The following is a 26996-nucleotide window of genomic DNA, read 5'->3' as shown; positions in this document are numbered from 1 at the left end:
ACTTGATCGGTGAGAACCATGAACGCAACCTGGTTCGTGATTGGACTCATCATTACGTTCCTTGTCAACATACCGTTTGGATTCTGGAGGGCACACGCCAAGAGAACAGGCAACAAACTGGAGTGGGCTTTGGCAGTCCACCTTCCGGTTCCGCTCGTCGTGCTCGTGCGCTATCTGGCCGGTCTGAGCTGGAACAGAGAGGGGGCTCCGTTCATACTCATCTTCGTCCTTGCCTATTTCCTCGGCCAGAGAGCCGGCGGAAAGCTCTACATCAAAGCCCATGAGCGCGGCCTCAACCCCGGGAGGAACATCGCGGTCCTCTGGGGAGCGGGAGGAAAAATCGAGGGAGAGGTCGTTTGATCACTTCAAGAACTCATCGAGGGTTCCCCTTTTCCTCGCTTTCTCGGCCTTTTTTCCGGCTTCCTTCACCTTCCCGGGCATCTCAACGCCGAAGTGCTTGAAGAGCCCCTCCACGACCTTGATGCCTATCCCCTCCACTTCAAGAAGGTCCCTGACCTTCGCACGCATTATGGCATCTGGAGTTGTGAAGCCCGCGTTGTAGAGCGCCCTCGCCCTCTTCCTTCCTATGTTGGGGAGCTTAACCAGCTCCAGGAGTTCCTCCCTTACACCGTGCCTCAGTCTAAGGTGCAGGTCGCGGAGGTACTGAAGAACTTCCTCCTTCGGCTCGAAGAGCTTGTAGAGCTCGATGAGGGCGTACATGAGCCAGTCGGCGAGTTCGAGAATTCTGTAGAGGTCGCCGGGATCTATGTTGTACGTCTCGTATATCCTCGCCTCTGGAACCTCGTTTATCCAGTCGAGGAGCACTTTGGCTGTCTTCACCTGGCTGAGGAAGCCCTGGAAGCGGGAGTCCTCGTAGTAGGGGATGTTTGTGTAGAGCCTCTCCTCGAACTCGTAGGCCAAGTCGAGGTAGTCCTCCAGCTCGCGTTTTCTCGCTGTGAGCGTTGCCATGTCTGGTGTTGAGGCTATCAGCTGGAAGATCCCGAAGGGATTGGGGTTTTCTTCGAGCTGCGGAAACGCGTCCCTGAACTTCTTGGCCGTTACGGGGTCAATGTAGAGCTGGGACGTTCTCTTTCCGAAGGGGAGGGCCATGAAGCGGTCGCTCGTGTCCATGTCGATGAACTCGTTCTCGATGAGGAAGTAGACGACGTTCCTCGCCTTGTACTCCAGGGCGGCTATGTCTCCCTTCTGGTGGGCGTAGAAGGTCTTCCCCAGGAAATCCACCAGCTCACGGAAGTTGCCTATCCCGAAGTTGGTTATTAATGCAAGAACCTGGCTCCTGAAGGCCTGCTCGTTGGCGAGCATGGAGAACAGCTTCTCGGGCTTCCCGTGGATGTAGCGCTCCATGAGCTTTTTTGGATCCTCTGTTCTGGCGACGATTATGGCCTCACCAACTCTGTCGTACTTCGGTCTTCCAGCACGGCCCATCATCTGCTGAATCTCCAGAACGGGGATGTCTGTCCAGCCGAAGCCGGCGTATCTCTTGGTGTCGCGGATTATTACCCGAAAGGCGGGGGTATTCACACCGGCGGCTAAGGTGGGGGTAGCTGCGATGACTTTAATCGCTCCCGCTCGGAAAGCGTCCTCTATAAGCGTCCTCTCGGCCCTGCTCAGGCCCGCGTGATGGAAAGCCACTCCACCCTTCAAGGCCCTCTTGAGCTTTTCAGTGGTGGGGTTGTCCTCGATGGAGGAGATCAGCTCCTCAAGCTGTCTCGCCTCTGGCTTCGTGAGGAGCTTTGAAACTTTGGATGAAAGCGATAGGGCTTCTTTCTCCGCACTCCTCCGCGTGTTCACGAAGACGAGCGCTCCCTTTCCTCTCTTCACGGCGTCTATAACGAGGAACGCCCAGTTCTCGGGATAGCGGTCGATTTTGCCGTCCTCCCAGAAGAGCTGGCCGAGGTGAAAGACCCCCTTCCTCAGCTCAACAGGCCGCCAGTCGCTCATGACCAGAGCTGCGTCGAGCCATTCAGCCAGCTCCTCTGCGTTTCCAACCGTTGCGCTTAAAGCTAGAATCTGGGCCTTCCCTAGCATGTGGCTCAGGATCATTTCAAGAGTTGCACCTCTGTCGTACGACCCTATGAGATGAACCTCATCGGCAACGACGAGCTTGACGTCCCTAACCCACTTCGGGGAATGCCTTAGGAGAGAGTCGAACTTCTCCGCAGTGGCAACTATGATGTCGTACCTTCCCAGCCACTCGTCCGTTGAGTCGTAGTCGCCGGTTGTTGCCGCGACCCTTATCCCAAGGCTCTCCCACTCTTTAAATTCCCTGTACTTCTCCTCGGCGAGGGCCTTCAGCGGGACGAGGTAGACGGCTTTGCCCCCTTCACGGAGGAGCTTGTTGACCATGACTATCTCGCTCACCAGCGTCTTCCCGCTCGCCGTTGGAATGGCCAGAACGAGGTTCTTGCCCTCGAGTACGCCGCTCTTCAAGGCTTCAGCCTGCGGCGGGTAGAGCTCCTTTATCCCTCTCTCCCTTATTACCCTCTTGATCCTCTCATCGACCGGCAGCTCCTCAACCTTCATACCCTTCACATCCCACCAAACTGGGGGCGGCGGTTTTATATGCCTATTGGCTTTTATGCTCTTGGGGATTGCGATGAGGGTGGGAATTCCGTACGTTCTGTTTGAGACGCGAACGGGGAGGTACGGCCTTGACGCCTACTTCTTCACGAGACTTGAGAGGGTGGAGCACAGGGCGGTCCTGATAAGAAAAGCTGATGGATTGACTTCCGCCCCTGAATTTTCAGGGGGCCTCGATGTTGCTCCCGAGAACGTTTCCGTCCTCCTGAAGGAGCTGGCACTGAGCCTCTACGAAATGAGTGGGAGAAGATTTGAGGAGAGAAAGAAGCACATGAGGCGCTGGAACATTTTCCGCTTCCTGGGGATCCCTACGGGCTATTTAAAGCATCTGCAGAAGGACGAAGAGCTCGCGAAGCGGAACCGGGAGGCCCTGCTGGCCCTTTCGATAGTCGAGCACGTCCTTGGGATAAAAAAGCCCGCTGACCTTGAGAAAGCCGAGGTGACACCTCTCGGATGGGGCATCTTCGAGCTGGAAATGGATGATGAACCGCTTGACAGCGTGTACCGAGAGCTTTACAAAACCGATGAGGGTTTCAGGAGGGCACTCTGGGGGCTTGTGAACAATGAAAAGAAATGAAAATCAGGACTTGGCGTAGAGCCAGCAGGCAACGTAGTGATCTTTCTCGACCTCCACCAGAGGTGGCTCCTCCTTTTTGCAGACGTCCTTGGCATAGGGGCACCTCGGGTGGAAGCGACAGCCGACCGGCGGGTTTATCGGGCTCGGGGGTTCGCCCTCTATCTTCATGCGCTTCTTCTTGAGCTCCTTCGAGAGCTCCGGGTCCGGGACTGGTATTGCTGAGAGCAACATCTGGGTGTACGGATGCAGCGGGTTCTCGAATATCCTGTCGGCTGGACCTACCTCCACCAGCTTTCCGAGGTACATCACGCCCATCCTGTGGCTCATGTACTTGACGACGCCGAGATCGTGGGAGATGAAGAGGTACGTGAACCCGTACTTCTTCTGGAGGTCTTTGAGCATGTTGAGTATGTTGGCCTGGACCGAAACGTCGAGGGCTGAGGTCGGCTCGTCGAGGACTATGAACTCTGGTTTGAGTGCTAGGAGTCTGGCGAGGGCTATACGCTGCCTTTGACCTCCAGAGAACTCATGGGGATAGCGGTAGAGGTGCATCTCGTTTAAGCCCACGCTCTCCAGCAGGTCTATGACGAACTCCTCGGGATCGTCAACGGGAATACCGTGGAAGCGGACGGGCTCCATTATGATCTCGAAGACCGTCTGCCTCGGATTGAGGGAGGAGTAGGGATCCTGGAACATTATCTGAGCCCTTCTGCGGAACGCCTTCATTTCGTTGCCTTTAAGTGTGGTCACGTCCTTTCCGTCGAAGATGATCCTTCCGCCCGTGGGCTCTATCAGCCTGAGTATGGTCCTCCCCGTCGTCGTCTTTCCACAGCCGCTCTCACCCACGAGACCGAAGGTTTCCCCCTTGTTTATCTCGAAGCTCACGCCGTCGACTGCCTTAACGTAGCCTATTGTCCTGAAAAGGCCCCTGACCGGGAAGTACTTTTTGAGGTTCTCAACTTTGAGGAGTGGTTCTGACATTTTCCATCACCTCAGTACAGGTGGCAGGCCACGAAGTGGCCCGGCTCCATTTCCTTAAGCTCTGGTACCTTCTTCCTGCAGATCTCGGTCGCGTACGGGCACCTTGGGTGGAAGCGGCATCCTCCGGGCGGCGTTATCAGATTGGGCACGGTTCCCGGAATGGCCTCCAGCCTCTCAATCTTCGCCAGCGGGTTCGGAACTGCCTTGAGGAGTCCCTTGGTGTAGGGGTGGAGCGGGTTCTTGAAGATCTGATCTACCGATCCTATCTCCACTATCTTCCCCGCGTACATCACGGCCACCCTGTCCGCCATCTCTGCCACGACGCCCATGTTGTGGGTGATGAGTATCACGGTGGTGTTGTACTCCTTCTTGAGCTTGTTCATCAGGTCGAGGATCTGGGCTTGGACTGTAACGTCGAGGGCGGTTGTCGGCTCGTCGGCTATCAGAATCTTCGGATCGTTGGAGATACCCGTTCCTATGACGACCCTCTGCTTCATTCCTCCGCTCATCTCGTGGGGGTAGTTGTTCACCCTGTTCTCTGGATCGGGAATGAGAACGCGCCTTAATATATCGACGGCCCGTCTGAGGCCCTCTTTCCAGTCCTTGACTGTTTTGTGAACCACCATAGCTTCAGCTATCTGGTAGCCGACCGTGTAGAGGGGATCCAGCGACGCGTGGGGATCCTGGAATATGTAGGCTATCTCCTTTCCCCTGATTTCCCGTATCTCCTCCTCGCTGAGCTTGAGAAGGTCAATCGTTGAGCCGTCGTCCCTGTGGTAGATCACCTTTCCATCCACTATCCTTCCGGGGCTCTCTATGAGTTGAGTCAAGGCCCTTGAAGTAACGCTCTTTCCACAGCCGGTTTCCCCTACGAGGGCGAAGGTCTCACCGCGGTATATGTCGAAGGATACCTTCTCTATGGCCTTGACTATGCCTGCGTAGGTGTAGAAGTGAACCGTGAGATCGCGGACTTCAAGGATGGGTTCAGGCATTCTCCTCACCCTCCTCAGCCTTCTCCATCTTCTTCTGCTTCTTCACCTTGAACTCGATGCTCCTCCTCATCTTTGGATCGAGGATGTCCCTCATGGTGTCACCGAGGAGGTTCCATCCGAGGGCGACGAGCATGATCATCAGGCCTGGGTATGTTACCAGCCACCACTTCTCGGGGAAGTGCTGCGAGCCGTCGTAGACTATTCTTCCCCAGTCGGCTATTGGCGGTGTTGCACCGAGGCCGAGGAAGCTCAGTCCAGCCTCCATGAGGATGACGCCGCCGAAGTCGAGGGTGATGTAGACCAGTATCGGCCCCACTATGTTGGGGAGGATGTGCTTGAACATTATCGTCCTTGAACTGAGGCCTATGGCCCTAGCAGCCTCGACGTAGAGGCTCTCCCTCTCGGTTAGGGTTGAACCCCTGGTTATCCTCGCGTACGCCGGCCACCACACTATAACCATGGCCAGTATGACCGCGAGCAGTTTACCCAGGTTGCCGGCTTCCTGTGGTTTCAGGGCGAATATCCAGAGGAAGATCTTCTCGAACGTTGCGTGGCTTGATATGAATGACTGCAGCCTCTCCGGGAGGACGGCTGAGAACGCTATTGCAAGTATGAGCGCCGGGAACGCCAGGAACATGTCAGTGATACGCATTATCAGCTCGTCCACTTTTCCTCCGTAGTATCCGGCCACTAATCCTAGAATAATGCCGAGGGGAACTCCGAGGGCTATGACTATGATTGAGATGACGAAGGAGGTTCTGGCGCCGTAGAGTATCAGGCTGAAGAGATCCCTTCCGTAGTCATCGGCACCCAGGGGATAGCTTATGGTCTTGTTTGAGAACGGCAGGTAAGCGTGGGATCCTGGCGGGGCTAGGTAAGTCGTCATGTTCTCAAGGGCCGGGAAGTCGCGGTAGCTCCACGAGGCGAGGCTCGGGCCGAAGAGGCCGAGGAATACGAACATGAGTATGAGAACGAGTCCTATAAGTCCCGGTGGAGAGCGGTTGAGGGCGTAGAGCATGAGGCGCCATTCTTCCATCTTGGAGCGGTTCTTCTTCTTCCAGTCCTTTTTAAACAGGCTTATGAACGATCCGAGGAACTCGACAAAGCCATCTGCCATCCTGTCGAGGATACCCTTCTTGTACTCTTCTTGGCTCATTTCCACCACCTCAGTACCTCACCCTCGGGTCTATGACAGCGTAGAGCAGGTCGACGATCAGGTTCGTCGTGACGAATATCAGGGCGAAGATGAAGGTTATCGCCACCACTGCCGGGAAGTCCAGGTTGCTTATGGCGTCGAGGACGTAGGATCCCATTCCTGGAAGGCCGAAGACCCTCTCGGTGATCGGGGTTCCGCCGAGGAGGCCGCCAAACTGGAGTCCTAGGACAGTGACTATAGGCACCAGTGCGTTCTTTAAGGCGTGTCTGTATATCCTGAGCTTTGAAACGCCCTTAGCCTTGAGGAAGGCAACGTAGTCGCTACTGAGGGCCTCGAGGAAAGAGTTCCTGACGAACCTCGCGAGAACCCCCGAGCCGGTGAACCCCAGCGTCAAACCTGGAAGCCAGAGTCTGCTTATGTGCTGGCTGAAGGTCTTGAAATCGCCCGTAATCAGGGCGTCTATCATCGGAACGTGGGTTATCGTGTGAGCGGGTGGGGCTGGGAACCCGGCCAGGGTTATGACACGCCATTTAACGAAGAAGATGTACATCAGGAGGTAGCCCAGCCAGAATATTGGCATTGAAACGCCGGTGAGGGCAAAAATCCTTACAACGGTATCAACCCATGTGTTTCTCTTAAGGGCGGCCAGGATGCCCAGGGGAAGGCCTATTATCAGAATGAAAAAGAACGCCACCAGAGTGAGCTCGAAGGTGACGGGGAACCTCTTGCTGACGTCATCAAAGACGTAGTTTGAGGTCCTCGGGTCAACTATCTTGTTCTCGGCCAGCCCGCTGATGAGGAACCAGTACTGTGAGTACCACGGATCGTTCATGTGGTACTGCTGCCTTATCTTTTCAATGGCTTGGGGTGTGGCCTTTTCACCGCCCGCCCACGCCCTCGCAGGGTCGGCGGGGATAACGTAAGCTATCAAAAACACTATAAGGGTGACGCCGATTATTGTGGGGATAAACGTCAGCAATCTCCTTACCAGAAACTTCTTAAGGTTCGCCAATTTTGCTCACCCCTCCTTTTTATTGGAACCCCTGTGTGTCTTTTGAATGCTTCAAAACCCTGGGAAGAAAATTAAGAAAGAAAGGGCCTCAGCTCGAAACCGTAACTTCGAGGCTCTTGAACTCGGTGGCACCGTAGAGGAACGGGCCAACCCAGTTGTCTGAGTCAAGGTAGTCCGGAACCCATCCAACAACGTAGACGTCGTAGTCTCCGTGCTCGGTCTTGCTGAGGTAGGTCGGCCAGTTGTAGCTGTTGACGGTGACCTGGAAGCCGAGCTGGCTCCAGACGTTCTGGAGGAGGGTCATGATCTTCTCACGCGCTGAGTTGCCCTCGTTGTAGATGAGCTCTATCTTATACTTGCTCGGGTCGACTCCAGCTTCCTGGAGGAGCTTCTTGGCCTTGGGTATGTTGTAGGTGTACTTGGTAACGCCTTCCTCAAGGTAGCCCGGCCACGGCTTGGGTATCGGGCCGTAGTTGGGCTCGAGGAGGTTCCTGTAGACGAGCTGGGCTATCTGGTCGTACGGGACAGCGTAGGCGAGGGCCTCCCTGACCTTCGGGTTGTTGAAGGGCTCCTTGTGGGTGTTGAAGACGAGGAAGGTAAGTATCGGCTGGAGGATGTCGGTCTTGACGACCGAGTGGAAGCCGCTGAGTTCGAGGTTCTTGACGGTGTCCATTTTCTCCGCAGGTATGGCGACGACGTCAGCGGTTCCGGTCTTGAAGAGGTTGATTCTCGACTGGGCGTCGTTGTTGATTATGTAGATGACGTACTTGTGGCCTGGATTGCTAGTGGCGTTCCAGTAGTGCGGGTTGTACTCGAGGACTATGTAGCTGTTCTCCTGGTAGTCCTTGACGTAGAACGGACCTGTTCCAACCGGCTTCTGGTGCATGAGCTGGTGGGTGGGGTCGTCCTTACCCTGCTGGAGGTAGTTCCACCAGGCGCTCGGGTCGTGGCCGTTGTTGCTGGCCTGGAGGGCCTCCTGGTACTTGTCTCCGAGGAGGTATTCCATCGGGACGACGCTGAGGAACGGGTCTGCTAACACTCCGAGAACCGGGGCGTAGGGCTGTGGGAGGACGAGCTTGAAGACGCCGGCAGTCTCTCCGCTGTAGCCGAAGAACTGCTTGAGCTCGTCGAGGCTCTTAACCTCTTTGCTCTTTCCGCCGAACTCAGCAATGAGCGGGTGCTCCTTGAGGTAGTTGTTGAACTCGTCCTCGGTCAGGGCCGCGGAGTGGTTGACGTCCATGAAGCTGTCAACCATCCAGCTGACGGAGTGTCCGAGCCTCTCAACGCGGAGGAAGGTGAAGGCAACGTCGGTTGCGTCAATCGGGTAGGTCTTGTCGTTCCACGGGTCGTAGGCCTCAACACCACCGCGGATGAGGAAGTACCACTCGGTACCGTTCTCGTTGTGGGCCCAGGCAACCGCAAGGTCAGGGCTGACCTGCTCGGTCTCCTCTTTCCAGTAGGTAACGAGGGTGTCGCCGATCTCGTGCCAGATCTCCCATCCGAAGGTCTCGTAGGTCATTGCAGGGTCAAAGCTCTCCGGCCAGCCGATAGTAGCTATGGTGTAGGTTTCGGGGTTGTTCTTGTAGTCCTTGATTCCGATCTCAACTGACGGGGCGTTGGGATCTTCGCTGATGAGGTCATACCTCTCGGCGAGGGTCGGGTGGTAGTACCTGCCCTTGACCCAGTCCCAGTAGACACGGAGCTGCCTGTTCTGACCGAGGATGACCTCGGGGACTAACTTGTTTCCGAGGAGGTAGAGGGCCTTGAAGAGCTCGGTTCTGATCGTCGGGTCAGTCTGCCTGCGGGCTGCTATGATGAGGGCATCAACGTGCTCGTCACGGAAGAAGGCCGGGTCAATGGCACCGAATCCCTGTCCGGCCTCCATGAGGCTCTCTATGCTCGGGGTGTTGGCTTCATCAACTTCGTATTCGACCTTTATGACCTTGGCACCGCTCGGGATCTGAGCGGTCGGGTTCTCACCCTTGGGTCCGACGACAATGACGCTCTTGTCGGTCTCTATCACGTAGACTTTATCCATCTCGAGTATCTGCGGCGTTAGCTGGGCTGGAGGCTGTGTTGTGGTTGTAGTCTGGGTCGACGTTGAACTGGCCTGACTTGAGGTTGTGGTCTGAGACTGGCTTGTGGTTGTAGTCTTGCTCTGGGTTGTAGTTGTGGTCTTACTCGGGCTTGAGCTGGTGGTGCTTCCACCTCCACCGCCGCCGATACAGCCGCTGGCCACTACTGAAAAAGCCACTAAAAACACAATAAAAATGGACAACACCATTCTTTTAGACGCCATGGTGTACCACCTCTAGGTATTGGCACTGATAGTGTGTTCGATGTCCGTAATAAATCTTTCGATGCGCACATTTGGATATAATGGAACCCTGCGGAACAACCGGGTGCGTGAAAATGTTCTCACGTGTAGATTGTACCTTCATTGAAATGATTATGTTGGGAAAACTACCCTCTGGTCGGATGTAAACAATAGTACGCTTAGTCCATGATCTCCTCTGGGGGTTAAACCCGGATGAGCCTGACGCTTGCATCTGGGTTGCCGTGGTCACTGGCTCGGGGTTGCGAAAAGCTTAAATTAAACCCCGCACAAGAAAGTACTGTAAAAACTCCGAAGGTGGTTTCCATGGTTAAGGCCTATGTTTTGCTGACTATCGAAATAGGAAAGGTTGAGAGCGTTATAGAATCCCTCAAATCCCTCCAGGGGGTCATAAGGGCTGACGCAGTTACCGGCCCCTACGATGCCATTGTGTACATCGAGGCGAACGACCTCGGCGAGCTCACCAGAAAGATACTCCACGACATACACAACATCGACGGCGTGATCGACACGACCACGGCCATCGTCGTCGAAATGGAAGAAGAGTGATTCAGCGCTTTTTCCGCTTGGATTTCCTTACTTCTGTACGTTTCCTTAGTTCGCGGATCTTTTCCGCTATCATTCTGAGGCTCTTAGATTTTCCGTACTGCGACTCTATCACCAGACGTCCCAGTGTTCTGTACTCTTCTTCAATCCCAGCAAGGCGCGGGTTGAGCTTTGTTGGGTCCTTCTCGATTATTCTGAATCCGAGAACCTCGGAGGCATCTTCTATCTCGCGGAGTGAGGGGGCTCTAACGGCAACGGTCTTTGGGATAATCCGTCCGTACTTCCTCGGCAGTCTGGAATCCAGCTCGTTTGGCCATACCACAAACTTTGACATCTTTCCCACCCAAACTTTTTAAAATTCCCCCTTTAAAAATCATTGTGGTGGTGGCAATGCTAAAATACAGAGAGGCCCTTCGTCTCATCCCCCTGCTTCAGCCCGGAGATCGCGTTCTTGTAGAGTACACTCCGGATATCGGGTTGGGTGATTTTGAGTGGAAAGAGATGGTGAGGGCCTTCGTTAAGGATGGCACCGTTGTGGCCTTTGATTTCTACGGTATTGGTGATTTGCTGTTCCGGAACTACATCCGATCTTTGGGATGGAAAGACTACAAAGATCTCATCGAGGCCAAGAAGAACATATACGTGTTCAAATTTGGCCCTGGTGGAGCCAGCTACGGCCAGCTAATGGGGGAGGAGAAGATCCACAGCGATACTGAGAGCTTCCTCAGAAGCTATTATTCCACGATCAGACGGGCTCTTAACCTGCCCAGGAAGCCGAAATACTCCTTTATATTGGGGTTGGCCGAGTACCTGTATTTCTCCGGGAAGGATGGTCTCTACAACTTCCTCCACGCCACTAGCACCATACCTCTGGAGGATTGGGTAACCTTCATATTCCTGAACGTCGGTGCAATTGGTGATCCTGAGAGGGCCATCCTTGAGGAGATATCATCGTGGGTGCTGGCTTTTAGAAAGAATGGTATTGAAGTCATTAAGGGAGGTAGGGAGAGTGCCCATCAAGGAGGGGGAGAAGGTTCTGCTGATTGATCCGAGGGGCAAACGCTATCTCGTGACGGTATCGGATAGGGAGTTTCACACTGATCTGGGCATACTCAAACTCGGGGAGCTCATCGGGAAGGACTATGGGAGCTCGATAACCAGCCACAAGGGAGCGGAGTTCAGGGTCATCAAACCAGACATCAACGACATCATAGCGAAGATGCGGCGGGGACCCCAGATAGTTCACCCCAAAGATGCTGGCATAATCATAGCCTATGCGGGCATCTCCCCAGGGGATACTGTTATAGAGGCCGGCGTTGGCAGCGGTGCGCTCACCATATTCCTTGCGAACATCGTTGGACCGAGTGGAAGGGTCATCAGCTACGAGGTGAGGGAAGACCACGCCGAGATAGCCAGAAAGAACATCCAGCTCGCGGGCTTCTCGGACAGGGTGACGATAAAGCTCAAGGACATCTACGAGGGCATTGACGAGGAATACGCAGACCACATCGTCCTCGACCTCCCGCAGCCGGAAAAAGTCCTTCCCCACGCCCTTGAAGTTCTCAGGCCCGGTGGGTACTTCGTTGCATACACACCTTGTATGAACCAGGTTCACAGGTTCTTTCAGGCGTTCCAGGAGTATAAGAACGAGTTTTACAAACCGCGGGTCGTCGAGGTTCTCGTCAGGGAACAGGAAGTTAAGAAGGAGTGCATGAGGCCAAAAACGACTATGCTGGCCCACACGGGATACATAACCTTTCTCAGGAAGCTGTGATTCCTTCCTCCATTTCCTCACCCTCTTCAAAGGTGATATATGCAATCGCCCCGAAGAGCAGAACACCAGCGACCGCCTGGAGGACTGGATTGCCGGGCAACCTCCGTAGCGCGGAGACGTTGCCGTAGATGATCGGCCAAAAGAGCGAGATTGCCGTCAGAACCACTGAGATTTGGTATATCCACCTTCCCATCTTGTTTCCCCCTTCGGCAATCTTCACGAATGTTTTTTAATCCTTTCTCCCGTTGTCCGAGGATGCTTCCAAATTCTTAACCTTTGGTTAACAACAGGTTTATAAGTACCTAAAGTTGTGAACCTTTAGATGTCCAGCTTTGGGCTCATGTATGGAGGTGTTCATCATGCCTTACAAGATACTCGACAAGAAGGAGCTCGCCATGAACGAGGTCTGGTACAAGATACAGGCACCCCACGTGGCGAAGAAAGTGCAGCCTGGGCAGTTCGTCATAGTCAGGGCATTTCCCAACGGCGAGAGGATTCCCCTAACCCCGGTTACCTGGGACAGGGAAGAGGGTTGGATAACCCTCATCACCTTCGTCCGCGGAAAAACGACCATGAGGATGGCCAACGAGCTCAAGCCCGGTGATGAGATCCTCAACGTCGCAGGCCCGCTTGGAAACCCCGCTCCGATGAAAAAGTACGGTAAGGTTCTTGCTGTGGGTCTCATAACCGGAATGGTTGAGGTCTTCCCGATAGCTAAGGCCTGGCAGGAGCTCGGAAACGACGTTACAACGCTCCACGTTACCCCGAACCCTATGGTTATCCTCAAGGAAGACTTTGAGAACGCCGTTTCAAGGCACATTGTTGAGGGGTTCGACCTTCAGGAAGGTTGGGGAATGAGCGAGATAGCTCAGGAGCTCGTTAAGAGGGCCGTTGCTAGGGTTAAGGGACTCCTTGAGAACGAGCACTTCGACATGGTTCTCACCGTCGGCCCGGCCGGTGGCCAGAAGGCCATATTCAACGTCGTTAAGGAGTATGGAATCCCGATGCACTCCGACCTTCACCCGATAATGGTCGACGCAACGGGAATGTGCGGTGCCTGCCGTGTTACCGTAGGTGGGGAGGTTAAGTTCGCGTGTATCGACGGGCCTGGGTTCGATGCCTACAAGGTCGACTGGGACGAGCTGATACACAGGACCGGTTTCTATGCCCCGATGGAGAGGCTGGCCATGGAACACTACCTCAAGGGGCTCCAGGCCCAGGGAGGTGAGCAGTGATGGCGGTTAGAAGGAAACTCATTAAGGAGCGCGTTCCCACTCCGGAGAGGCCTCCGGAGGAGAGAATCAAAAGCTTCGTTGAGGTTAACCTTGGATACACCTTTGAGCTGGCCGTAAAGGAGGCAGAGAGGTGCCTTCAGTGTCCCTACGACTACGCACCATGTATTAAGGGCTGTCCCGTTCACATCAACATCCCCGGCTTCATAAGCAAGCTCGTTGAGTACCGCGACAACCCGGACAAGGCAGTTAAGGAAGCCCTCAACGTCATCTGGGCCTGCAACTCTCTCCCGGCCACAACTGGCCGTGTCTGCCCGCAGGAGGATCAGTGTGAGAAGAACTGTGTCATGGGCAAGGTCGGCGACAAGATAAACATCGGCAAGCTTGAGCGTTTCGTCGCCGACTACGCACGCGAGAAGGGCATTGACGAGGAGCTTCTCTTCGAGATAATCCCGAAGATCGAGAAGAAGGGTCAGAAGGTTGCCATAATCGGCGCTGGGCCCGCTGGCCTCACCGCCGCTGGCGAACTGGCGAAGCTCGGCTACGACGTCACCATCTACGAGGCCCTCCACGAGCCCGGAGGAGTTCTCATGTACGGCATCCCCGAGTTCAGGCTCCCGAAGGAGATAGTGGAAAAGGAAATTGAGAAGCTCAGGAAGCTCGGCGTTAGAATCCTCACCGACCACGTTGTCGGAAGGACAGTCACCATAGAGGAGCTCCTCCAGGAGTATGACGCGGTCTTCATTGGCTCTGGTGCCGGAACCCCGAGGCTCGTCAACGCCCCGGGAATCAACCTCAACGGAATCTACACCGCCAACGAGTTCCTCACGAGGGTCAACCTCATGAAGGCCTACCTCTTCCCCGAGTACGACACTCCTGTCTACGTTGGAAAGAAGGTTATCGTCATCGGCGCCGGAAACACCGCAATGGACGCCGCTCGTTCGGCGAGGCGCTTCGGTGCCGAGGTGACCATAGCCTACCGCAGGGGAGAGGAGGACGTAAGTGCTAGGATCGAGGAAGTCCACCACGCCAAGGAGGAGGGCATAAAGTTCGAGTACTTCATCAACCCGGTGGAGTTCATAGGCGACGAGAACGGCAAGGTCAAGGCAGTCAAGTTCGAGAAGATGAAGGCCCTCGAGGAGCGCGATGCTCGCGGCAAGAGGAAGATAGTGGGAACAGGCGAGTACGTTACGCTCGAAGCCGACACAGTCATCATCGCCATAGGGAAGCACCCGAACAGGCTCATCATCAACACCCCAGGCCTCAAGGTCGAGCGCGGAAGGATAGTCGTTGACGAGAGCATGATGACCAGCATTCCTGGAGTTTTCGCCGGTGGCGACGCCATCAGGGGCGAGGCAACCGTCATCTTGGCCATGGGTGACGGAAGGAGGGCCGCCAAGGCCATCCACGAGTACCTCACGAAGAAGAGGGAAGAGCAGAACGCCTGATTTTTCCTTATCCCTCTTGTGTTTATCCTTTTAAGTTCCGGGCTGTTGTTTCTTCGATGTTCTGAAGGACATTCTCAAGTCTCTTTAGGAGTTCGTTAATGGCTTCCCCTGGATTTTTTGCGTAGTAGATGTATCCAAGCCACCCGCGATCTACGAGTTGGCGCTCGATGAGGCCGAGCTGGAGGAGATGTTTCAGCTTTTCGCGGACTACCCTTTCAGAGATGTCAAGCCTTTTGGCTATCTGTCTGGGCGTTAGCTCTTCCGACTGAAGAAGGGAGTATATCCTTATCTCCGTTTCACCAAGCTCGAACAATTTTAGGGCCTTGGTGAGGGAACGAAGTACGTCCTCCATGATACAACCCCTGAAGATTTCTTTTCATAACTGTTACCTAATTGGTGGAAAGGTTTATAACCTTTTCTTCAAGGGTCTTTTGGTGAGGTCTATGACATCTGTCTCAGCGATTGTAAGGAACCTTAGACCGCTTGAGGGCAGGGCGTACATCGGTCTCATCGGTCTGGCGATACTGATGAACGCGAAGTGGGTTAGCCTTGATAAGGCATTACTGGCGTTTACAGCTGGAGTGCTCTTTGTATGGTATGCGTTCTCAATAAACAACTGCTTCGACGTGGACACCGACTCCCTAAACCCCGACAAGGTTAAGAAAAATCCGATAGCCAGCGGGGAGCTTAGCTTTGCAGGGGGATTGACCCTTTCCATCGTTCTCTCCTTGCTCGGCGTGTTAATCGCGTCCAAAACTAACCCGGTTATGTTCGCCATTTACGTTCTCATGACGGCCCTCGCGACCATCTACTCTGCACCACCGAGGCTGAAGGCGAGACCTATAATCGATGTGCTCTCCCACGGTCTCTTTTTCGGAGGGCTTCCCTTCCTATACGGGGCTTCAATAGACGGGAGAATCTCATCCATCGAGGCACTTATAGCTCTCAGCGTCACGCTGTACTCCTTTGCTCTGGAGCTCAGGAACCACCTCGGTGACTACGAAAGCGACCTGAAAGCGGGTCTCAAAACGACACCTGTGGTGCTCGGGAAAAAGGTCTCGGAAAAGCTTGTTGTGACCTTTTCATGGGCGTCGATTATCCTGCTGATGGTGGCTCTTACTCCTCTCGGGGCATTTGGAACCCTGGCACTCCGCCTGAAGGTGAACTACAGAGCTCTCGATGCCCTCATGCTGGCCCTCTTAGTTGCACACACAGCTAGGGTGATGCTCGGTGGGTGAGGTATCTTTGGCAGGCTGGAAAAGAAAGGTCCTCTCCGTTCTTGCCCTCCTAATTTCCCTTGGGTACCTCTACAGGCATACCGACCTTGAAGAACTTGAGTTAGCCATGAAAACGGCCTCTCCTGAGTACCTCCTCCTGGCGTTCTGTCTTTCCCTTTTGACGGTACTGCTCTCCGTTCTCAGGTGGCACATCTTCCTCCGCGAGGTGCAGGAGACCCCATTTAAAAAGACGCTGAGGGCATTCCTCAGCGGATATTACCTCATGACTATTCTTCCTCCGAGCGTTGGACACGCGACGAAGGTCAAGCTGGTGGGAGGGGACTACTTCAAAGCTCTCTCAGCTCTGGCAATCGGCATCACAACGGAAGTTGTCGTCCTGCTCTCAATGGCGTTTGTGTTCGTGGGCTTCACGAAGCTGGGTCTTGTCGTCCTTGTGCTTGTCCTCCTTTCTCTGATCTGGGAGGAAGGCCTTTACAGAGTCTTGGACTCTCTCTTGGCTTTCTGGGGGAATTCTGGCCTAAAGGGGCTCACAACACTGCTAAGAAGCTATCTTAAGAGGGGATACACTGGATGGAAGAGAGCAAAGGAGAACAGAAAAGCATTTTTTCTCTCGTTTCTCCTCTCCCTGGCTGTAATTTTGCTCCAAGTTTTCGGCATAGTAGCAGTTGGGAGGGCGTTTGGATTGGAGGTTTCACTTGGCCGGGCGCTCTACGGTTTCATCATGAGCGTCCTGTTCGCTTCTCTAGCGGGTATCCCTAGCGGCTTTGGGGCCAATGAGATGGGGATAGTCGTTGGAATAGGAGCATCAACAAAAGCCACTCTCACCGCTTTCACCTACAAGTTCATCTTTCAGTACGTTTACTCGATAGTCGGTGCAGTGGCTTTTTATCGTAGCGTTGGTGGAGGTGCTGGAAAATGAAAATTGCTCTTGTTAGTGACTGGTATTATCCAAAAATCGGCGGTGTTGCCACCCACATGCATCAGCTTGCCATCTATCTGAAAAAGCGTGGCCACGATGTTTCAATAGTGACCAACGACCTGAATACAGGGAAGGAGGAGGAGCTTGAGGAGCTGGGAATCGGGCTTGTGAAGATTCCGGGTATTGTCAGCCCGGTGCTCGGAATAAACATAACATACGGCCTGAAATCAAACCTTGAGCTGGGTGAGTTCCTTGGGGATTTCGAGGTTGTCCACGCTCATCATGCATTCACGCCCCTCTCACTGAAGGCCGTCAAGGCGGGAAGGGCGCTCGGAAAGGCTACACTGCTCACGACTCACAGCATATCGTTTTCTCACGAGTCCTCTCTGTGGGATGCCCTTGGATTGACCTTCCCTCTCTTCAGCCACTACCTCAAATATCCTCATGAGATAATCGCTGTGAGCAAGGCCGCAAAGGCGTTCATAGAGCACTTTACTGACTCTCCAGTTAGGGTAATCCCCAACGGTGTCGATGACGAGTTCTTTAGGCCGATAAGTGAGAAAGAGAAGGAGATGGTAAAAGAAGAGCTCGGGATTAATGGAGACGTCGTTCTCTACGTTAGTAGGATGTCCCCCAGAAAAGGGCCGCACGTGCTCCTCAATGCTTTCCAGAACATAGCACGAGAAGAGGACGATGCCACGCTGGTAATGGTTGGCTCCGGCGAGATGCTTCCATTCCTGAAGGCACGTGCCAAGTTCCTGAACATCGAAGACCGCGTGAGGTTTATGGGTTACGTTCCCAATGAACTTCTCCCCAAGCTCTACGCCTCTGCAGATGTTTTTGTTCTACCCTCGACAACGGCGGAGGCCTTTGGTATAGTCATACTTGAAGCGATGGCCTCGGCTGTTCCTGTTGTCACGACAACCGTCGGCGGGATACCCGAGGTGGTTGGAGAAAGCGGAAGCGGCATCCTTGTGCCGCCCGGCGACGAGTTTGCGCTCGCTGAAGCGATCTTAAAGCTTCTCCATGATAAAGAGCTTGCTGGGAAGTTTGGAGAGGCTGGAAGAAAAGCCGTAGAGAACCGCTATTCGTGGAGAGTCGTTGCGGGGGACATTGAAAATGTGTATGAGGATGCGTTAAACAGGTTATAACTTGGACTCGGGCTTGGCCGTGTCTAGCTACAACTACCACCCCAGAAGTTAACTTCTGGGGCAGAAGTTATAAGGGTTTCGAGGGGTTTATCAATGCTAATTTGGGTAGAACGAGCCGGTGATGACGAGCCTCGGAGTGGCCGGGGGTAAGGAAGGGCATACTGGCCGAGCCACTACCCTTTTAACTCTCCTGCAAAAATGAAAACGAGCGATGACGAGCTCTAGGGTATCTGAACCGACGGGAAATGATGATAAAAGAGAGCGGAGCTCACTCTTCTAGCTCTTCAACCTTCTCTTTTACGTCTTCAAAGTTCTTGTAGTCCTCGCTCTTCGCCAGCTGGGTAACGAAGTCGTCTATCTCCTTCTTCTCAAGGAACGCTCCGGCCAAAAGCTTTCCCGTGTAGCGGTTGTTCTTTATCTCCCAAAACATGTAGAACTCCGGGAAGTTCTCCTTTATCCTCCTGTACGCGACACCGTACTTTGAATCCTTCAGCGGGTTCTGCTCGATGTAGAAGTGGCCGGGCTCGAGCTCTATCATGTGCAGGATCGCTCCCCTCTTCGTCTTTACGAGCTTCACCTTAACGTCCCATTCCTTCAAAACTTTCACGAGAATCACCGAGGAAAGTATGCGCAGGGGCACTTAAACGTTCTGAATAAGGAGAAGAGGAGAGAGCCCATCAGAGGCTCTTGAGGTATTCGGCATAAGCTTCCGCATCCATGAGCTCCTTGAGCTCCTCATCGAGATTGCTCGGTTTGAGCTTGGCTATCCAGTTTCCGTAGGGATCCTCGTTGAGGAGCTCCGGGCTGTCCTCGAGTTCCCCGTTGACCTCGATGACCTCTCCGCTGACCGGGGCGTAGACCTCGGAAACGGCCTTGACGCTCTCCAGCTCGCAGAGGACGTCCCCCTTGTTGAACTCCGCCCCGACCTCGGGAAGCTCGACGTAAGCCAGGTCGCCGAGCTCCTTCTGGGCGTAGTCGCTTATCCCAACGAGAACCGTTCCATCCTCAAGGACCTGGGCCCACTCGTGGTCCTTGGTGTAGTAAAGGCCCTCCTTAACCTTGTATTCGCCAACTTCGATCATGAACATCACCGATCATCGTTGCAACTTTGGGCATTTAAACCTTTCTAAGGCCGCTCATGAGGTCTATCCGCCCTACCAGGGAAGTACTCTTTAACCACTCCCCTTCACGATTCTCTAATCCCGTTCAGAGGCATTCCCTCGTTCTTAATGTGATTTTCGATTTCGAGAACGTCTTCCGGAGATAACTGGAACACGCGCTTGGATGCGTGAGGCATCCCCTCTATTATCCTCCGCACTGTCGATTTGTCCGCTCCTATCATGTGGGATGACTTCTTGAGTGCCGCTGCCACAGTGCTCCTCCTGTGCTGGAAGAGGGCCTTCACAAGGTTTTCGCTGAGTTCGATCCGCTCTTTCCGCGGCTTTGGTTCAAGGATCACCACTGCAGAATCAACTTTCGGCCTTGGCCAGAAAGCGCCCCTGCCTATCCTCTCGACGAGTTCTGCGTGGGCCTTGGCGCGGACCATGAGGGAGAGGCGGGAGTAGTTTTTCTCTCCAGGTTTGGCCACCATCCTCTCTGCGAACTCCAGCTGGTATATCAGAACTCCCTTCTCAAACTCGTGTTTCAGGAGCTTGAAGGTAACCGGTGATGATATTTGGTAAGGCAGGTTGGAGACTACCTTGCTGAACTCGGGAAAGGGAACTTTGACGGCATCGCCGTGGATTATCTCCACGTTGGGCCAGTCGTACTCCCTTTGGAGGATCTCGATTATCCTCCCGTCCTTCTCGATGGCGTACACCTTACCCGCTCTTTTGCTGAGGGGGTCCGTCAGAACGCCCAGACCCGGCCCGATCTCAAGAACCGTATCCTTCTCTGAAACCCCTGCCCGTTCTATGTTCCTCTCGATTATATCGGGCACCACTAAAAAGTTCTGGCCAAGGTCTTTCCTCGGGTTGAGGTTGTACTTGGAAATTAAATAGAAGAGGCGATCCCTCATTCCCTAAAGAGCCTCCTTGATCCCACAAAGAGCCTGTAACGATCTTTGCCTTCTATCTCTTCCACGATTCTCTTTGCTATCATCTCGCAGGGATCATGCAGGCCCTTGACCCTGTTCTTGAGGTCTTCGAAGCTCTTAAACGGCTCCTTCTTTCTCTCGTCCAGGATCTCCCACATGAGCTTTTTGCCTATTCCTGGCAGGAGCTCAAGGCTGTGGAGCCTGTTGGTTATTGGTGGGGCGATGTTGAAGAACTTGACGAAGCGCTCCTCGTTGTTCTTCACGATCTCTTTGACAACATAGGGAAGCTCGGCCTTTGCAGTGGCGGTGAGTTCGTCGTAGCCTATCTTCTTGTTTATCATGAGGATTTTATCCCTGTCTCCCTTGCCTATGAAGACCCTCTCATAGAGCATCAGGTCTGATTTTGGCGTGACTTCGAGCAGGGTGAACGCCTTCTCTCCGATAACCTGGGCGACGGGTTTTCCGGTTCGCCTTCCGGTGCTTATATCCGTGTAGCCTTCAGGGAGGTAATCCAGAACGTACGCGTACTCCTCGTACTCCTTATTGTGCCTCTTTTTCTGAAGGCTTTCCCTATAGGGATGGCGTCTCGTGTAGTCCATCTTCTCTCCCCCAAAAAGTTTAACCCCCGGAGTTTTTATACTTTGTGAGGAAAAAATTTAGAAGAGGGCCTTACTCAACCGGCCTGTATTCGTCGAGGAGCTTGATTATCTCCTCGGCCTCTTCCCTCGTGGGCATATACTCCTCCTTGGCGAATATCACGCGGATGTCAAAGTAGTCCTCGGGGAGGAGGTCAACGAGCTTCGCCGCTATCCTCTCGTCCATCCACTCGAAGAGGTCGAGGAGCTTTTCCTTCAGCTCCCTAGCCTGCTCGGGCTTCAGTTTGGCGAACCTTTCAGCGTGCTCGAGGCTGACCCTTGCCTCGTAAAACATCGGCTCCTCGGGGTTTTCCTCAATCCCCTGGGCCCTTCTGCGTTCGAGGATCTCCTTTGTCTCGGAGAGGGTAAGGTAGTGCTCCTCGATCTTCTTCCTCCCGATCATAATCATCCCTTCTGGGGCCTGAGGTGAACCGGGTGGATGAAGAAGGTCTTGACCTTGCCCCCGTCGGTGAGCTGAACGATGTAGGCATCGCCGCGCTTGCCGACGACCGTTCCGGTCCTTCCGTGGAACCTCGGGTCGGGCATGCCCTTGTGGTAGCTTGGCTCTATGACTATGTGAACCTTCTGCCCGACCTCAAACTCCTGGAGGAACCTGGTGAGTGGGGGAAGGCCCTTTCTCCTTGGGCTCTTGCTGAGCTTCCCGCGAGTCTTCCTCCTGAAGCTGTGCGCTTTCTTGACCATTTCAACCACCTCTCACAGTTCTGTAGAGACTCCAAACACATATATGCGGCTTTTCACGATTTTCCCGGGGTTTTCGGCCTTTTAGCTCCAGTTTACCAACTAACCTTGCCCGGGAATCACTAAAGCCTCAGGTGAGGCATTTATAAATCTTTCAGTCGAGTATGTTCAAAACGTCGAGCCTCTCGCACCACGCCCTCTTCCCTAGAAGGTCGCTCACGCTCGGCTTCGTCCGTCCGTTATCACCTGAGATCAGTTCTTTGATGTAAAGGCCCCCGTCCGTGACGAGCCTCAGCTCGAAGTGCTTCCCGTCTATCCACCTCGCTTCGGCGTCGTGGACCTTCCTAACCCTCACCTTATCTGCCCTGACCTTCCTCACGCGCCATGGTGTCCTCTGGTGGACTTCGAGTCCCCTGAGCTTTTTGGCCACTTCTTCGGCTTCTTCGGGGGTTACGCCCTCCTCGACGAGCACGAACGCGAGGTACTCCTTCCGGTGCGGCGTTGAGAGCACATTCTCCGCTTCGTCTGGAGTCGTGAACCTCAAATCCAGTACCTCAACTTTCCCGCTCTCGTTGATCTCCCTCACTATCTCTTTGAGGTCAAACTTTCTCCTCTTCGGACGCTTTATCTCGAGGATGAAGGGCCTCCCGTTGCCGAGCATTCTAACGTCAACGTCCTCCCTTCCTGCCCCTTTGAATACGCACTTCCCACCTGTTATCCTGGAAAACGGGCGGCAGATTATTGAGGCAACGCTCTCCTCGAAGTCTGGAAGCGGCGTCTGCGGAATGCCCCTCACCAGCTTCCTGTAGCGTCCGTAGACATACAGCGGGTTTATCTGGAGCTCAATTCTGCCCGAATACGGCTCGACTATGAAAACGACATCTGGGCTTTTTGAAGTGTCCTTCCCCGTTGCCCTTCCAAAGGCCTTTCCAAGCTCGCGGTTGAACTCGCGGTTTATCGGCTCGGCAGTGTCTACCCCGAACTCTTCCCAGATGACCTTCTCTTTATCTTTGACCCCATCGGGAAACCTTGAACCCACGAGGAAAGTTTCAAATTCCACTCCCTCCGCCGCTCTCTTCATGTCCTCAACAATTCCTGGGATTCTCTCGAAAACGTTATCACACAGCTCACACTTCTCTGGCTCCTGGATGGGAGGCAGTCCCCTGGCCGATCTCTCCATGTTGATCACAAAACGTATAGCCCTCCCCCTATCCTCGTTCGTGCCCTTCCCGAGACTGGCAAAGAGCCTTCCCAAGCAGTGGTTGCAGAGGTTGTGCTTTTCGAGGATTTTTTCGGCTTTTTCCGCTATCATCTGCGACACCGGTTAGGTTTAAATCCATGGTTTCCAATCTCCTCCCATGATGACGAGAAGGCAGAGGATAATAAGCCTTTTGGAGGAAGGGGACTATTCACCCAGCGAGCTGGCCAAGGCCCTGGATATGAGGGGGAGGGGTTCCATCAAGATCATCCTCGAAGATCTCAAGGCGATACAGAGAACCCTCAAAAGGGAGGGGAAGGTTCTCCTCATAAAGCCCGCTGAGTGCCGGAACTGCGGCTTCGTTTTCAAGCCGGAGATCAAGGTGCCCTCTAAGTGCCCACGCTGTAAGTCGGAATGGATAGAAGAGCCAAGGTTCAAAATAGTGGTTAGGGATTAACCCTCTCTGGCCTTCACGAGGATTATGTCGCCTATCGCCATAACCCTCTCGTAGGGGATTCCGACCTTCTCCCCCGGCAGGGCCAGTGCCAGAACCTTGCCGTGCCCGCTGTCTATCTCGATTAAAACCTCGTCAACGTACCCCACGTAGTTTCCCTTCGTGTTGTATATCTGCTTGCCGTATATCCTTGAGAGCCTCATCACCATTTAAACCACCAGGGGATCTTGCCCTTCAGGATATTTAAGGTTTAGGTTTCCGGGATCTCGTTGAGATCAGCAGGAGTATAGCCGTCGTGAAAAACGCCGCGATGGTTCCAGTTACTCCGACGAAAACTGTGCCGACCATGGTATCGAGGCTCTTGAGCATATCAAGGACTCCTTCAACCGCCAGCGCCGTTAGAGCGCCCCCGAAGTATGCCGGGCCTGAGAGCAGCGTATCCAGGACTCCTGTGGGTGGAGAAACGCCCAGCATGGCCACTGAGAGCAGTATGACTATGAAAACCTTGGTCATTGTGACGTCCGATACCTTCGAGACCGCCGTTATTGCGAAGATCGCTAAGAGGCCTCCAACGTACGCCGCTGGAGATGCCCTGAACTCCCAATTCAGGAACCAGAATGCCAGGGCGCCTACGATCAGTCCCGAGGTGTAGATCACAAAAACCTCCTTTACCGGTGTTGTCTCGGGTATCGTGTGCAGGCTTATCAGGAAGGTAACGAGTACTCCTATCCCTGCCCCTGTGAGGGCCCTCTGAAGTCCTTCCTTTTTCATTTCCCTGCCTCCTTCACTGCCCTGATCTTTACCCTGTCGCCGTCTCCGAGGCCAAGGGCCTTCCTCAAGTTCACGGGGGCTATTATCTCGGCTATCCTGGGTGGATGAACGGTCCTTGAGGGGACCACTATCGCCCCTTTGATCCCATCTATCTCGACCGGGTATGCCCTGACGTCGCCGAATGTTCTTCCTTCTTTAATGAAACCGGGAATGAGGATGGGCCTCACGTTTACCAAGGCGTCGAAGACCGTTTTTGGGAAGACGACCCTCACGTTGAGGGTTCCGGGATAGGGTTCAAACCCGAGGTACTCCCTTATCCTCTCGCTGTAGAGCTTAACGTAGTATGATCCCTCACCCAGTCCAGAGACGACCTCTCCGAGGATTATGCCCCGATACAGAGCTTTCTCAAGCTTTTCGCAGAGGCCTTCAAGAAAACCCAGTCCCTCATCACTTATTTCGACGTAGGTTTTTCTGCCCGAAACCTCGCGGGTTATGAGGCCCTCCTCCTCGAGCTCCTCCAGGAGCCTCATGACGGTTTGGGGGGAAACTTCGAACCTCTTCGCGAGCTCTCTGAGCGTTACCCCCCTCTTTTCCCCTACGGCCCCCAAAAGGGCCAGTTCAATGAGAACCTGAGTTTTTTCGAGCTTCATGCTGAGCACCCTTTGAAAGCCTGTCGGCCAGTCTGAGCGGTAGTGGATAGCCGCCCCGGCTTAAAGCCTTAACTATCTCAACTGCCGAAGGCAGGTCGATGAGATGCCCGACGCTAACGTAGGCCTTGCCGACTTTTACGCAGGAACCTTTGGGTGCGCCCCTTAGGGGCCTCTTGGCAACCCCTATCGTTGGAATTCCGAGAACGAGGCCGATGTGGGAGGCCAGGCCGTAGCCTCTTGGATGCGCCCGTCCGTGGCCTTCAACGAGCAGAACGTCCGGTCTTTCCCGTCCAACTGCAACGAGAACCGGCCGCGTTTCCCTGAGGAAGAAGAAGGTTGAGATATATGGGAAACTCACCCCAACTTTAACAACCCTCTTTTTCAGCAGTTTGCAGTCTGGGAAGGAGCAGAGGACAAAAGCAGCTCTGGCCATCTCGTTTTTGTATGAGACGTCAACTGCTCCAACGGTTCTGACCTTTGAGACCTCCAGCGGTCTTTCAACTACCCTTTCGGCGAGCTTTCTCTGAAGTTCGGCTATTTTCTCAAGAAGTTCACTGGGGATCCTCTCCATTTCCCACCGCCGCTCTCAGCTTCTCTTCGAGCCTCATGCTGAACTTTGCCCTCGTGAGATCCTCAAGCGTTCTCTCGAGTATGTGTCTGGCCTGATCCTGTTTGGTCCTCACGTTAACGAGCCCTTTGGGGTATTCAAGGGTCATCAGTGCGTTGTACACCCTCTCCATCTCCCGATAAGCTCTCTCTGCCCTTTCCATATCGTTCTCAAGAAGCCTGAGGAGGAAGTACCTCCTGAGTTCCCCTATGAAGTCTCCAAGCCCCAGGGCGTAATCCGCCTTGGGGACGTCCAGCTCCCCTGGATGTGGGTAGCTCTCCCCCGTTACGTAGCTCAGCAGAAGCGCCGCTTCGACGTACTCCTGATGGGCACTCTGGACGTAGCCCGTGTGATAGAGGTCTGGATGATTCCTGAGCTTCTCCTTCAGCTTCCTAACCCTCTCCTCTGCCTCCGCAAAGCGGGCTCTGGCTGTGGGGATGTCGCCTCGGTGAATAGCCTTGACCGTGTCCCCACTCAGCCTCACTATTTCCCTCGTTATTCTAAGCGCCTCTTCCCGTAAGGCGTCCTTCTCATCAAGCTCGCGCCTTATGGCCTCGACTATGTCTTCCAGATCCATTCAACCACCAGCGGGGTTAGGAAAAAAGGGCTTATAAGGCATCCTCCGGTAGCGTTTTATAGTACTCGACGAACTTTAGAGGGGGTTGGATATGAGAGAGCGCAAAGTCGATGTTTTCATGAAGAAGAACGGTCTGAAAATCGGGGATCTGATAAAAGTCGTTGAAAAGGACGGGACAGTCTACGAAGGCATAGTCATGCCTCCCTACGAACTCTCCCCGGGAGAGACGCTGACTATCAAGCTCGACAACGGCTACAACATCGGAGTTCTGATAGACGCAATAGAGAGCATCGAGGTCGTTGAGAAGGCGAAGGAAGCTCCCAAGATGGAGTTCAGAGAAGTCCTGCCGAGGAAGGAAGGGCTACCAGACGTCACCATCCTCGGAACCGGTGGAACGATAGCGAGCAGGATAGACTACAAAACTGGAGCCGTTCACGCGGCCTTCACTGCGGAGGAGCTTGCTAAGGCCGTTCCAGAAATATTCGACATCGCGAACATAACACCCAAGCTCCTCTTCAACATAATGAGCGAGGACATGAAGCCGGAGTACTGGAAGAGAATAGCCAGGGAAGCCGCCAAAGCCCTCAACTCAGGTGAGGACGGCGTTGTCATTGCCCACGGAACGGACACGATGGGCTACACCTCAGCCGCACTCAGCTTCATGCTGGGGAACCTCACCAAACCCGTTGTCTTGGTTGGCTCCCAGAGGAGTTCCGACAGGCCGAGCAGCGACGCAGCAACGAACCTCATCTGCGCCACGAGGATGGCGACGGCCGATGCCGCTGAAGTAATGGTGGTCATGCACGGAGAGACGGGCGATACCTACTGCCTGGCCCACCGCGGCACAAAGGTCAGGAAGATGCACACGAGCAGGAGGGACACGTTCAGGAGCATCAACGACGTTCCGATAGCAAAGGTCTGGCCGGATGGCAAGATTGAGTACCTCAGGGACGACTACAGGAAGAGGAGTGAGGGCGAAGTTGAGGTTGACGACAGGTTTGAGGAGAGAGTGGCCATACTCAAAATCTATCCTGGCATAACAAGCGAGCTCCTTGAGTTCCTTGTTGATAAAGGCTACAAGGGAATCGTCCTCGAGGGAACAGGACTAGGCCACACTCCCAACGATATGATTCCTGCCATTGAGAGGGCCGTTGAGAGCGGCGTTGCCGTATGCATGACGAGTCAGTGCCTCTACGGAAGGGTTAACCTCAACGTCTACTCAACCGGAAGGAGGCTCCTAAAGGCTGGAGTTATACCCTGCGAGGACATGCTTCCAGAGACGGCCTACGTCAAGCTCGGCTGGGTTCTCGGACACACCGATGACCTTGGAGAAGTGAAAAAGATGATGTTGACCAACTACGCCGGCGAGATAACGCCCTACACGAGGTTTGACACCTTCCTGAGGTGA

Annotated in this window: 33 protein-coding genes; 12 read left to right on the top strand and 21 right to left on the bottom strand. The window is 54.1% G+C overall.

The window, feature by feature from the left end; translation table 11 throughout:
* The first annotated feature begins 18 nt into the window (after positions 1 to 18).
* Positions 19 to 360, top strand: coding sequence for a hypothetical protein (locus tag A3L09_RS08365; protein ID WP_088858515.1), 342 nt, complete (start codon positions 19 to 21; stop codon positions 358 to 360).
* On the opposite strand, the gene A3L09_RS08360 is transcribed toward A3L09_RS08365, so the two are convergent.
* Complete coding sequence (locus A3L09_RS08360; RefSeq protein WP_088859038.1) at positions 361 to 2544, bottom strand: ATP-dependent DNA helicase; 2184 nt, start codon at positions 2542 to 2544, stop codon at positions 361 to 363. It lies immediately after the preceding gene.
* A 73-nt stretch (positions 2545 to 2617) separates the two neighbouring features.
* On the opposite strand from A3L09_RS08360, the gene A3L09_RS08355 reads away from it, so the two are divergent.
* Positions 2618 to 3178 (top strand): hypothetical protein, encoded by a 561-nt coding sequence (locus A3L09_RS08355; RefSeq protein ID WP_088858514.1) that lies wholly within the window; start codon positions 2618 to 2620, stop codon positions 3176 to 3178.
* 3 nt (positions 3179 to 3181) lie between these two features.
* Here the strand turns inward: A3L09_RS08355 and A3L09_RS08350 are convergent, their stop codons facing one another.
* From A3L09_RS08350 to A3L09_RS08330, 5 genes are all read right to left on the bottom strand, one after another.
* Positions 3182 to 4159, bottom strand: coding sequence for an ABC transporter ATP-binding protein (locus A3L09_RS08350; RefSeq protein WP_088858513.1), 978 nt, complete (start codon positions 4157 to 4159; stop codon positions 3182 to 3184).
* An 11-nt stretch (positions 4160 to 4170) separates the two neighbouring features.
* Positions 4171 to 5151, bottom strand: coding sequence for an ABC transporter ATP-binding protein (locus A3L09_RS08345; protein ID WP_088858512.1), 981 nt, complete (start codon positions 5149 to 5151; stop codon positions 4171 to 4173).
* A complete protein-coding gene (locus A3L09_RS08340) occupies positions 5144 to 6307 on the bottom strand; it encodes an ABC transporter permease (RefSeq protein ID WP_088858511.1) in 1164 nt (387 codons plus the stop codon). The genes A3L09_RS08345 and A3L09_RS08340 overlap by 8 nt, the downstream gene beginning before the upstream one ends.
* Before the next feature lie 10 nt (positions 6308 to 6317).
* Positions 6318 to 7319 carry an ABC transporter permease gene (locus tag A3L09_RS08335; protein WP_088858510.1) on the bottom strand — a complete coding sequence of 334 codons (1002 nt, stop codon included), beginning with the start codon at positions 7317 to 7319 and terminating at the stop codon, positions 6318 to 6320.
* An 88-nt stretch (positions 7320 to 7407) separates the two neighbouring features.
* Entirely contained in the window at positions 7408 to 9618 is a 2211-nt protein-coding gene (locus tag A3L09_RS08330; protein ID WP_088858509.1) for an ABC transporter substrate-binding protein, read from the bottom strand.
* A 342-nt stretch (positions 9619 to 9960) separates the two neighbouring features.
* On the opposite strand from A3L09_RS08330, the gene A3L09_RS08325 reads away from it, so the two are divergent.
* Positions 9961 to 10203, top strand: a complete 243-nt coding sequence (locus A3L09_RS08325) for an Lrp/AsnC ligand binding domain-containing protein (RefSeq protein ID WP_088858508.1) — start codon at positions 9961 to 9963, stop codon at positions 10201 to 10203.
* 1 nt (position 10204) lies between these two features.
* On the opposite strand, the gene A3L09_RS08320 is transcribed toward A3L09_RS08325, so the two are convergent.
* A complete protein-coding gene (locus A3L09_RS08320; RefSeq protein WP_088858507.1) occupies positions 10205 to 10534 on the bottom strand; it encodes a signal recognition particle protein Srp19 in 330 nt (109 codons plus the stop codon).
* A gap of 56 nt (positions 10535 to 10590) precedes the next feature.
* Here A3L09_RS08320 and A3L09_RS08315 point away from each other — a divergent pair, with 56 nt between their 5' ends.
* Complete coding sequence (locus tag A3L09_RS08315) at positions 10591 to 11247, top strand: hypothetical protein (protein ID WP_088858506.1); 657 nt, start codon at positions 10591 to 10593, stop codon at positions 11245 to 11247.
* On the top strand, positions 11216 to 11974 hold the full coding sequence (locus A3L09_RS08310) for a tRNA (adenine-N1)-methyltransferase (RefSeq protein WP_394335195.1): 759 nt from the start codon (positions 11216 to 11218) through the stop codon (positions 11972 to 11974). Before A3L09_RS08315 ends, A3L09_RS08310 begins: the two co-directional genes overlap by 32 nt.
* Here the strand turns inward: A3L09_RS08310 and A3L09_RS08305 are convergent.
* A complete protein-coding gene (locus A3L09_RS08305; protein ID WP_088859037.1) occupies positions 11961 to 12167 on the bottom strand; it encodes a hypothetical protein in 207 nt (68 codons plus the stop codon). The genes A3L09_RS08310 and A3L09_RS08305 overlap by 14 nt on opposite strands.
* 166 nt (positions 12168 to 12333) lie before the next feature.
* On the opposite strand from A3L09_RS08305, the gene A3L09_RS08300 reads away from it, so the two are divergent.
* Entirely contained in the window at positions 12334 to 13209 is an 876-nt protein-coding gene (locus A3L09_RS08300; RefSeq protein ID WP_088858504.1) for a sulfide/dihydroorotate dehydrogenase-like FAD/NAD-binding protein, read from the top strand.
* Positions 13209 to 14654: an NADPH-dependent glutamate synthase gene (gene gltA / locus A3L09_RS08295; RefSeq protein ID WP_088858503.1), complete on the top strand. Its 1446-nt coding sequence runs from the start codon at positions 13209 to 13211 to the stop codon at positions 14652 to 14654. Before A3L09_RS08300 ends, gltA begins: the two co-directional genes overlap by 1 nt.
* A 22-nt stretch (positions 14655 to 14676) precedes the next feature.
* Here the strand turns inward: gltA and A3L09_RS08290 are convergent, their stop codons facing one another.
* Positions 14677 to 15006, bottom strand: a complete 330-nt coding sequence (locus A3L09_RS08290; RefSeq protein ID WP_088858502.1) for a helix-turn-helix domain-containing protein — start codon at positions 15004 to 15006, stop codon at positions 14677 to 14679.
* A gap of 91 nt (positions 15007 to 15097) precedes the next feature.
* On the opposite strand from A3L09_RS08290, the gene A3L09_RS08285 reads away from it, so the two are divergent.
* From A3L09_RS08285 to A3L09_RS08275, 3 genes are read left to right on the top strand one after another with little or no spacing between them, the layout of a single operon-like run.
* Positions 15098 to 15892, top strand: coding sequence for a UbiA prenyltransferase family protein (locus A3L09_RS08285; RefSeq protein ID WP_088858501.1), 795 nt, complete (start codon positions 15098 to 15100; stop codon positions 15890 to 15892).
* Positions 15885 to 16811, top strand: a complete 927-nt coding sequence (locus A3L09_RS08280; protein WP_232473511.1) for a lysylphosphatidylglycerol synthase transmembrane domain-containing protein — start codon at positions 15885 to 15887, stop codon at positions 16809 to 16811. The genes A3L09_RS08285 and A3L09_RS08280 overlap by 8 nt, the downstream gene beginning before the upstream one ends.
* On the top strand, positions 16808 to 17962 hold the full coding sequence (locus A3L09_RS08275; RefSeq protein WP_088858500.1) for a glycosyltransferase family 4 protein: 1155 nt from the start codon (positions 16808 to 16810) through the stop codon (positions 17960 to 17962). Before A3L09_RS08280 ends, A3L09_RS08275 begins: the two co-directional genes overlap by 4 nt.
* 268 nt (positions 17963 to 18230) lie before the next feature.
* Here A3L09_RS08275 and A3L09_RS08270 read toward each other — a convergent pair whose 3' ends face one another.
* From A3L09_RS08270 to A3L09_RS08240, 7 genes are all read right to left on the bottom strand, one after another.
* Positions 18231 to 18569 (bottom strand): DUF7132 family protein, encoded by a 339-nt coding sequence (locus tag A3L09_RS08270; RefSeq protein ID WP_088858499.1) that lies wholly within the window; start codon positions 18567 to 18569, stop codon positions 18231 to 18233.
* A gap of 70 nt (positions 18570 to 18639) precedes the next feature.
* Positions 18640 to 19044 carry a glycine cleavage system protein GcvH gene (gene gcvH / locus A3L09_RS08265; RefSeq protein WP_088858498.1) on the bottom strand — a complete coding sequence of 135 codons (405 nt, stop codon included), beginning with the start codon at positions 19042 to 19044 and terminating at the stop codon, positions 18640 to 18642.
* Positions 19045 to 19148: 104 nt separating this feature from the next.
* Positions 19149 to 19979: a 16S rRNA (adenine(1518)-N(6)/adenine(1519)-N(6))-dimethyltransferase RsmA gene (gene rsmA, locus A3L09_RS08260; protein ID WP_088858497.1), complete on the bottom strand. Its 831-nt coding sequence runs from the start codon at positions 19977 to 19979 to the stop codon at positions 19149 to 19151.
* The gene (locus A3L09_RS08255) at positions 19976 to 20596 is read right to left on the bottom strand and encodes a DUF655 domain-containing protein (protein WP_088858496.1); all 621 of its coding nucleotides are present in this window, start codon (positions 20594 to 20596) and stop codon (positions 19976 to 19978) included. The genes rsmA and A3L09_RS08255 overlap by 4 nt, the downstream gene beginning before the upstream one ends.
* A gap of 70 nt (positions 20597 to 20666) precedes the next feature.
* Positions 20667 to 21035 (bottom strand): RNA polymerase Rpb4 family protein, encoded by a 369-nt coding sequence (locus A3L09_RS08250; protein WP_088858495.1) that lies wholly within the window; start codon positions 21033 to 21035, stop codon positions 20667 to 20669.
* Between the two features lie 2 nt (positions 21036 to 21037).
* Positions 21038 to 21334 (bottom strand): 50S ribosomal protein L21e, encoded by a 297-nt coding sequence (locus A3L09_RS08245; RefSeq protein WP_088858494.1) that lies wholly within the window; start codon positions 21332 to 21334, stop codon positions 21038 to 21040.
* 151 nt (positions 21335 to 21485) lie between these two features.
* Complete coding sequence (locus A3L09_RS08240) at positions 21486 to 22643, bottom strand: tRNA pseudouridine(54/55) synthase Pus10 (RefSeq protein ID WP_088858493.1); 1158 nt, start codon at positions 22641 to 22643, stop codon at positions 21486 to 21488.
* 46 nt (positions 22644 to 22689) lie between these two features.
* On the opposite strand from A3L09_RS08240, the gene A3L09_RS08235 reads away from it, so the two are divergent.
* Complete coding sequence (locus tag A3L09_RS08235) at positions 22690 to 22986, top strand: transcriptional regulator (protein WP_088858492.1); 297 nt, start codon at positions 22690 to 22692, stop codon at positions 22984 to 22986.
* Here A3L09_RS08235 and A3L09_RS08230 read toward each other — a convergent pair.
* The 5 genes from A3L09_RS08230 to A3L09_RS08210 are packed head-to-tail and all read right to left on the bottom strand — an operon-like array spanning position 22983 to position 25588.
* Entirely contained in the window at positions 22983 to 23192 is a 210-nt protein-coding gene (locus tag A3L09_RS08230) for a PRC-barrel domain-containing protein (protein ID WP_088858491.1), read from the bottom strand. The two genes, A3L09_RS08235 and A3L09_RS08230, sit on opposite strands and share 4 nt — an antisense overlap.
* 34 nt (positions 23193 to 23226) lie before the next feature.
* Entirely contained in the window at positions 23227 to 23754 is a 528-nt protein-coding gene (locus tag A3L09_RS08225; protein WP_088858490.1) for a hypothetical protein, read from the bottom strand.
* Positions 23751 to 24404, bottom strand: a complete 654-nt coding sequence (locus A3L09_RS08220) for a DUF120 domain-containing protein (protein WP_088858489.1) — start codon at positions 24402 to 24404, stop codon at positions 23751 to 23753. The genes A3L09_RS08225 and A3L09_RS08220 overlap by 4 nt, the downstream gene beginning before the upstream one ends.
* Positions 24373 to 24975 (bottom strand): endonuclease V, encoded by a 603-nt coding sequence (locus A3L09_RS08215; protein WP_088858488.1) that lies wholly within the window; start codon positions 24973 to 24975, stop codon positions 24373 to 24375. Before A3L09_RS08215 ends, A3L09_RS08220 begins: the two co-directional genes overlap by 32 nt.
* A complete protein-coding gene (locus A3L09_RS08210; protein WP_088858487.1) occupies positions 24956 to 25588 on the bottom strand; it encodes a translin family protein in 633 nt (210 codons plus the stop codon). The genes A3L09_RS08215 and A3L09_RS08210 overlap by 20 nt, the downstream gene beginning before the upstream one ends.
* 91 nt (positions 25589 to 25679) lie before the next feature.
* Here A3L09_RS08210 and gatD point away from each other — a divergent pair, with 91 nt between their 5' ends.
* Positions 25680 to 26996 carry a Glu-tRNA(Gln) amidotransferase subunit GatD gene (gene gatD, locus A3L09_RS08205; protein WP_088858486.1) on the top strand — a complete coding sequence of 439 codons (1317 nt, stop codon included), beginning with the start codon at positions 25680 to 25682 and terminating at the stop codon, positions 26994 to 26996.

This window comes from Thermococcus profundus (assembly GCF_002214585.1).
Taxonomy (GTDB): domain Archaea; phylum Methanobacteriota_B; class Thermococci; order Thermococcales; family Thermococcaceae; genus Thermococcus; species Thermococcus profundus.
This window is presented reverse-complemented; position numbering and strand designations above follow the sequence as displayed.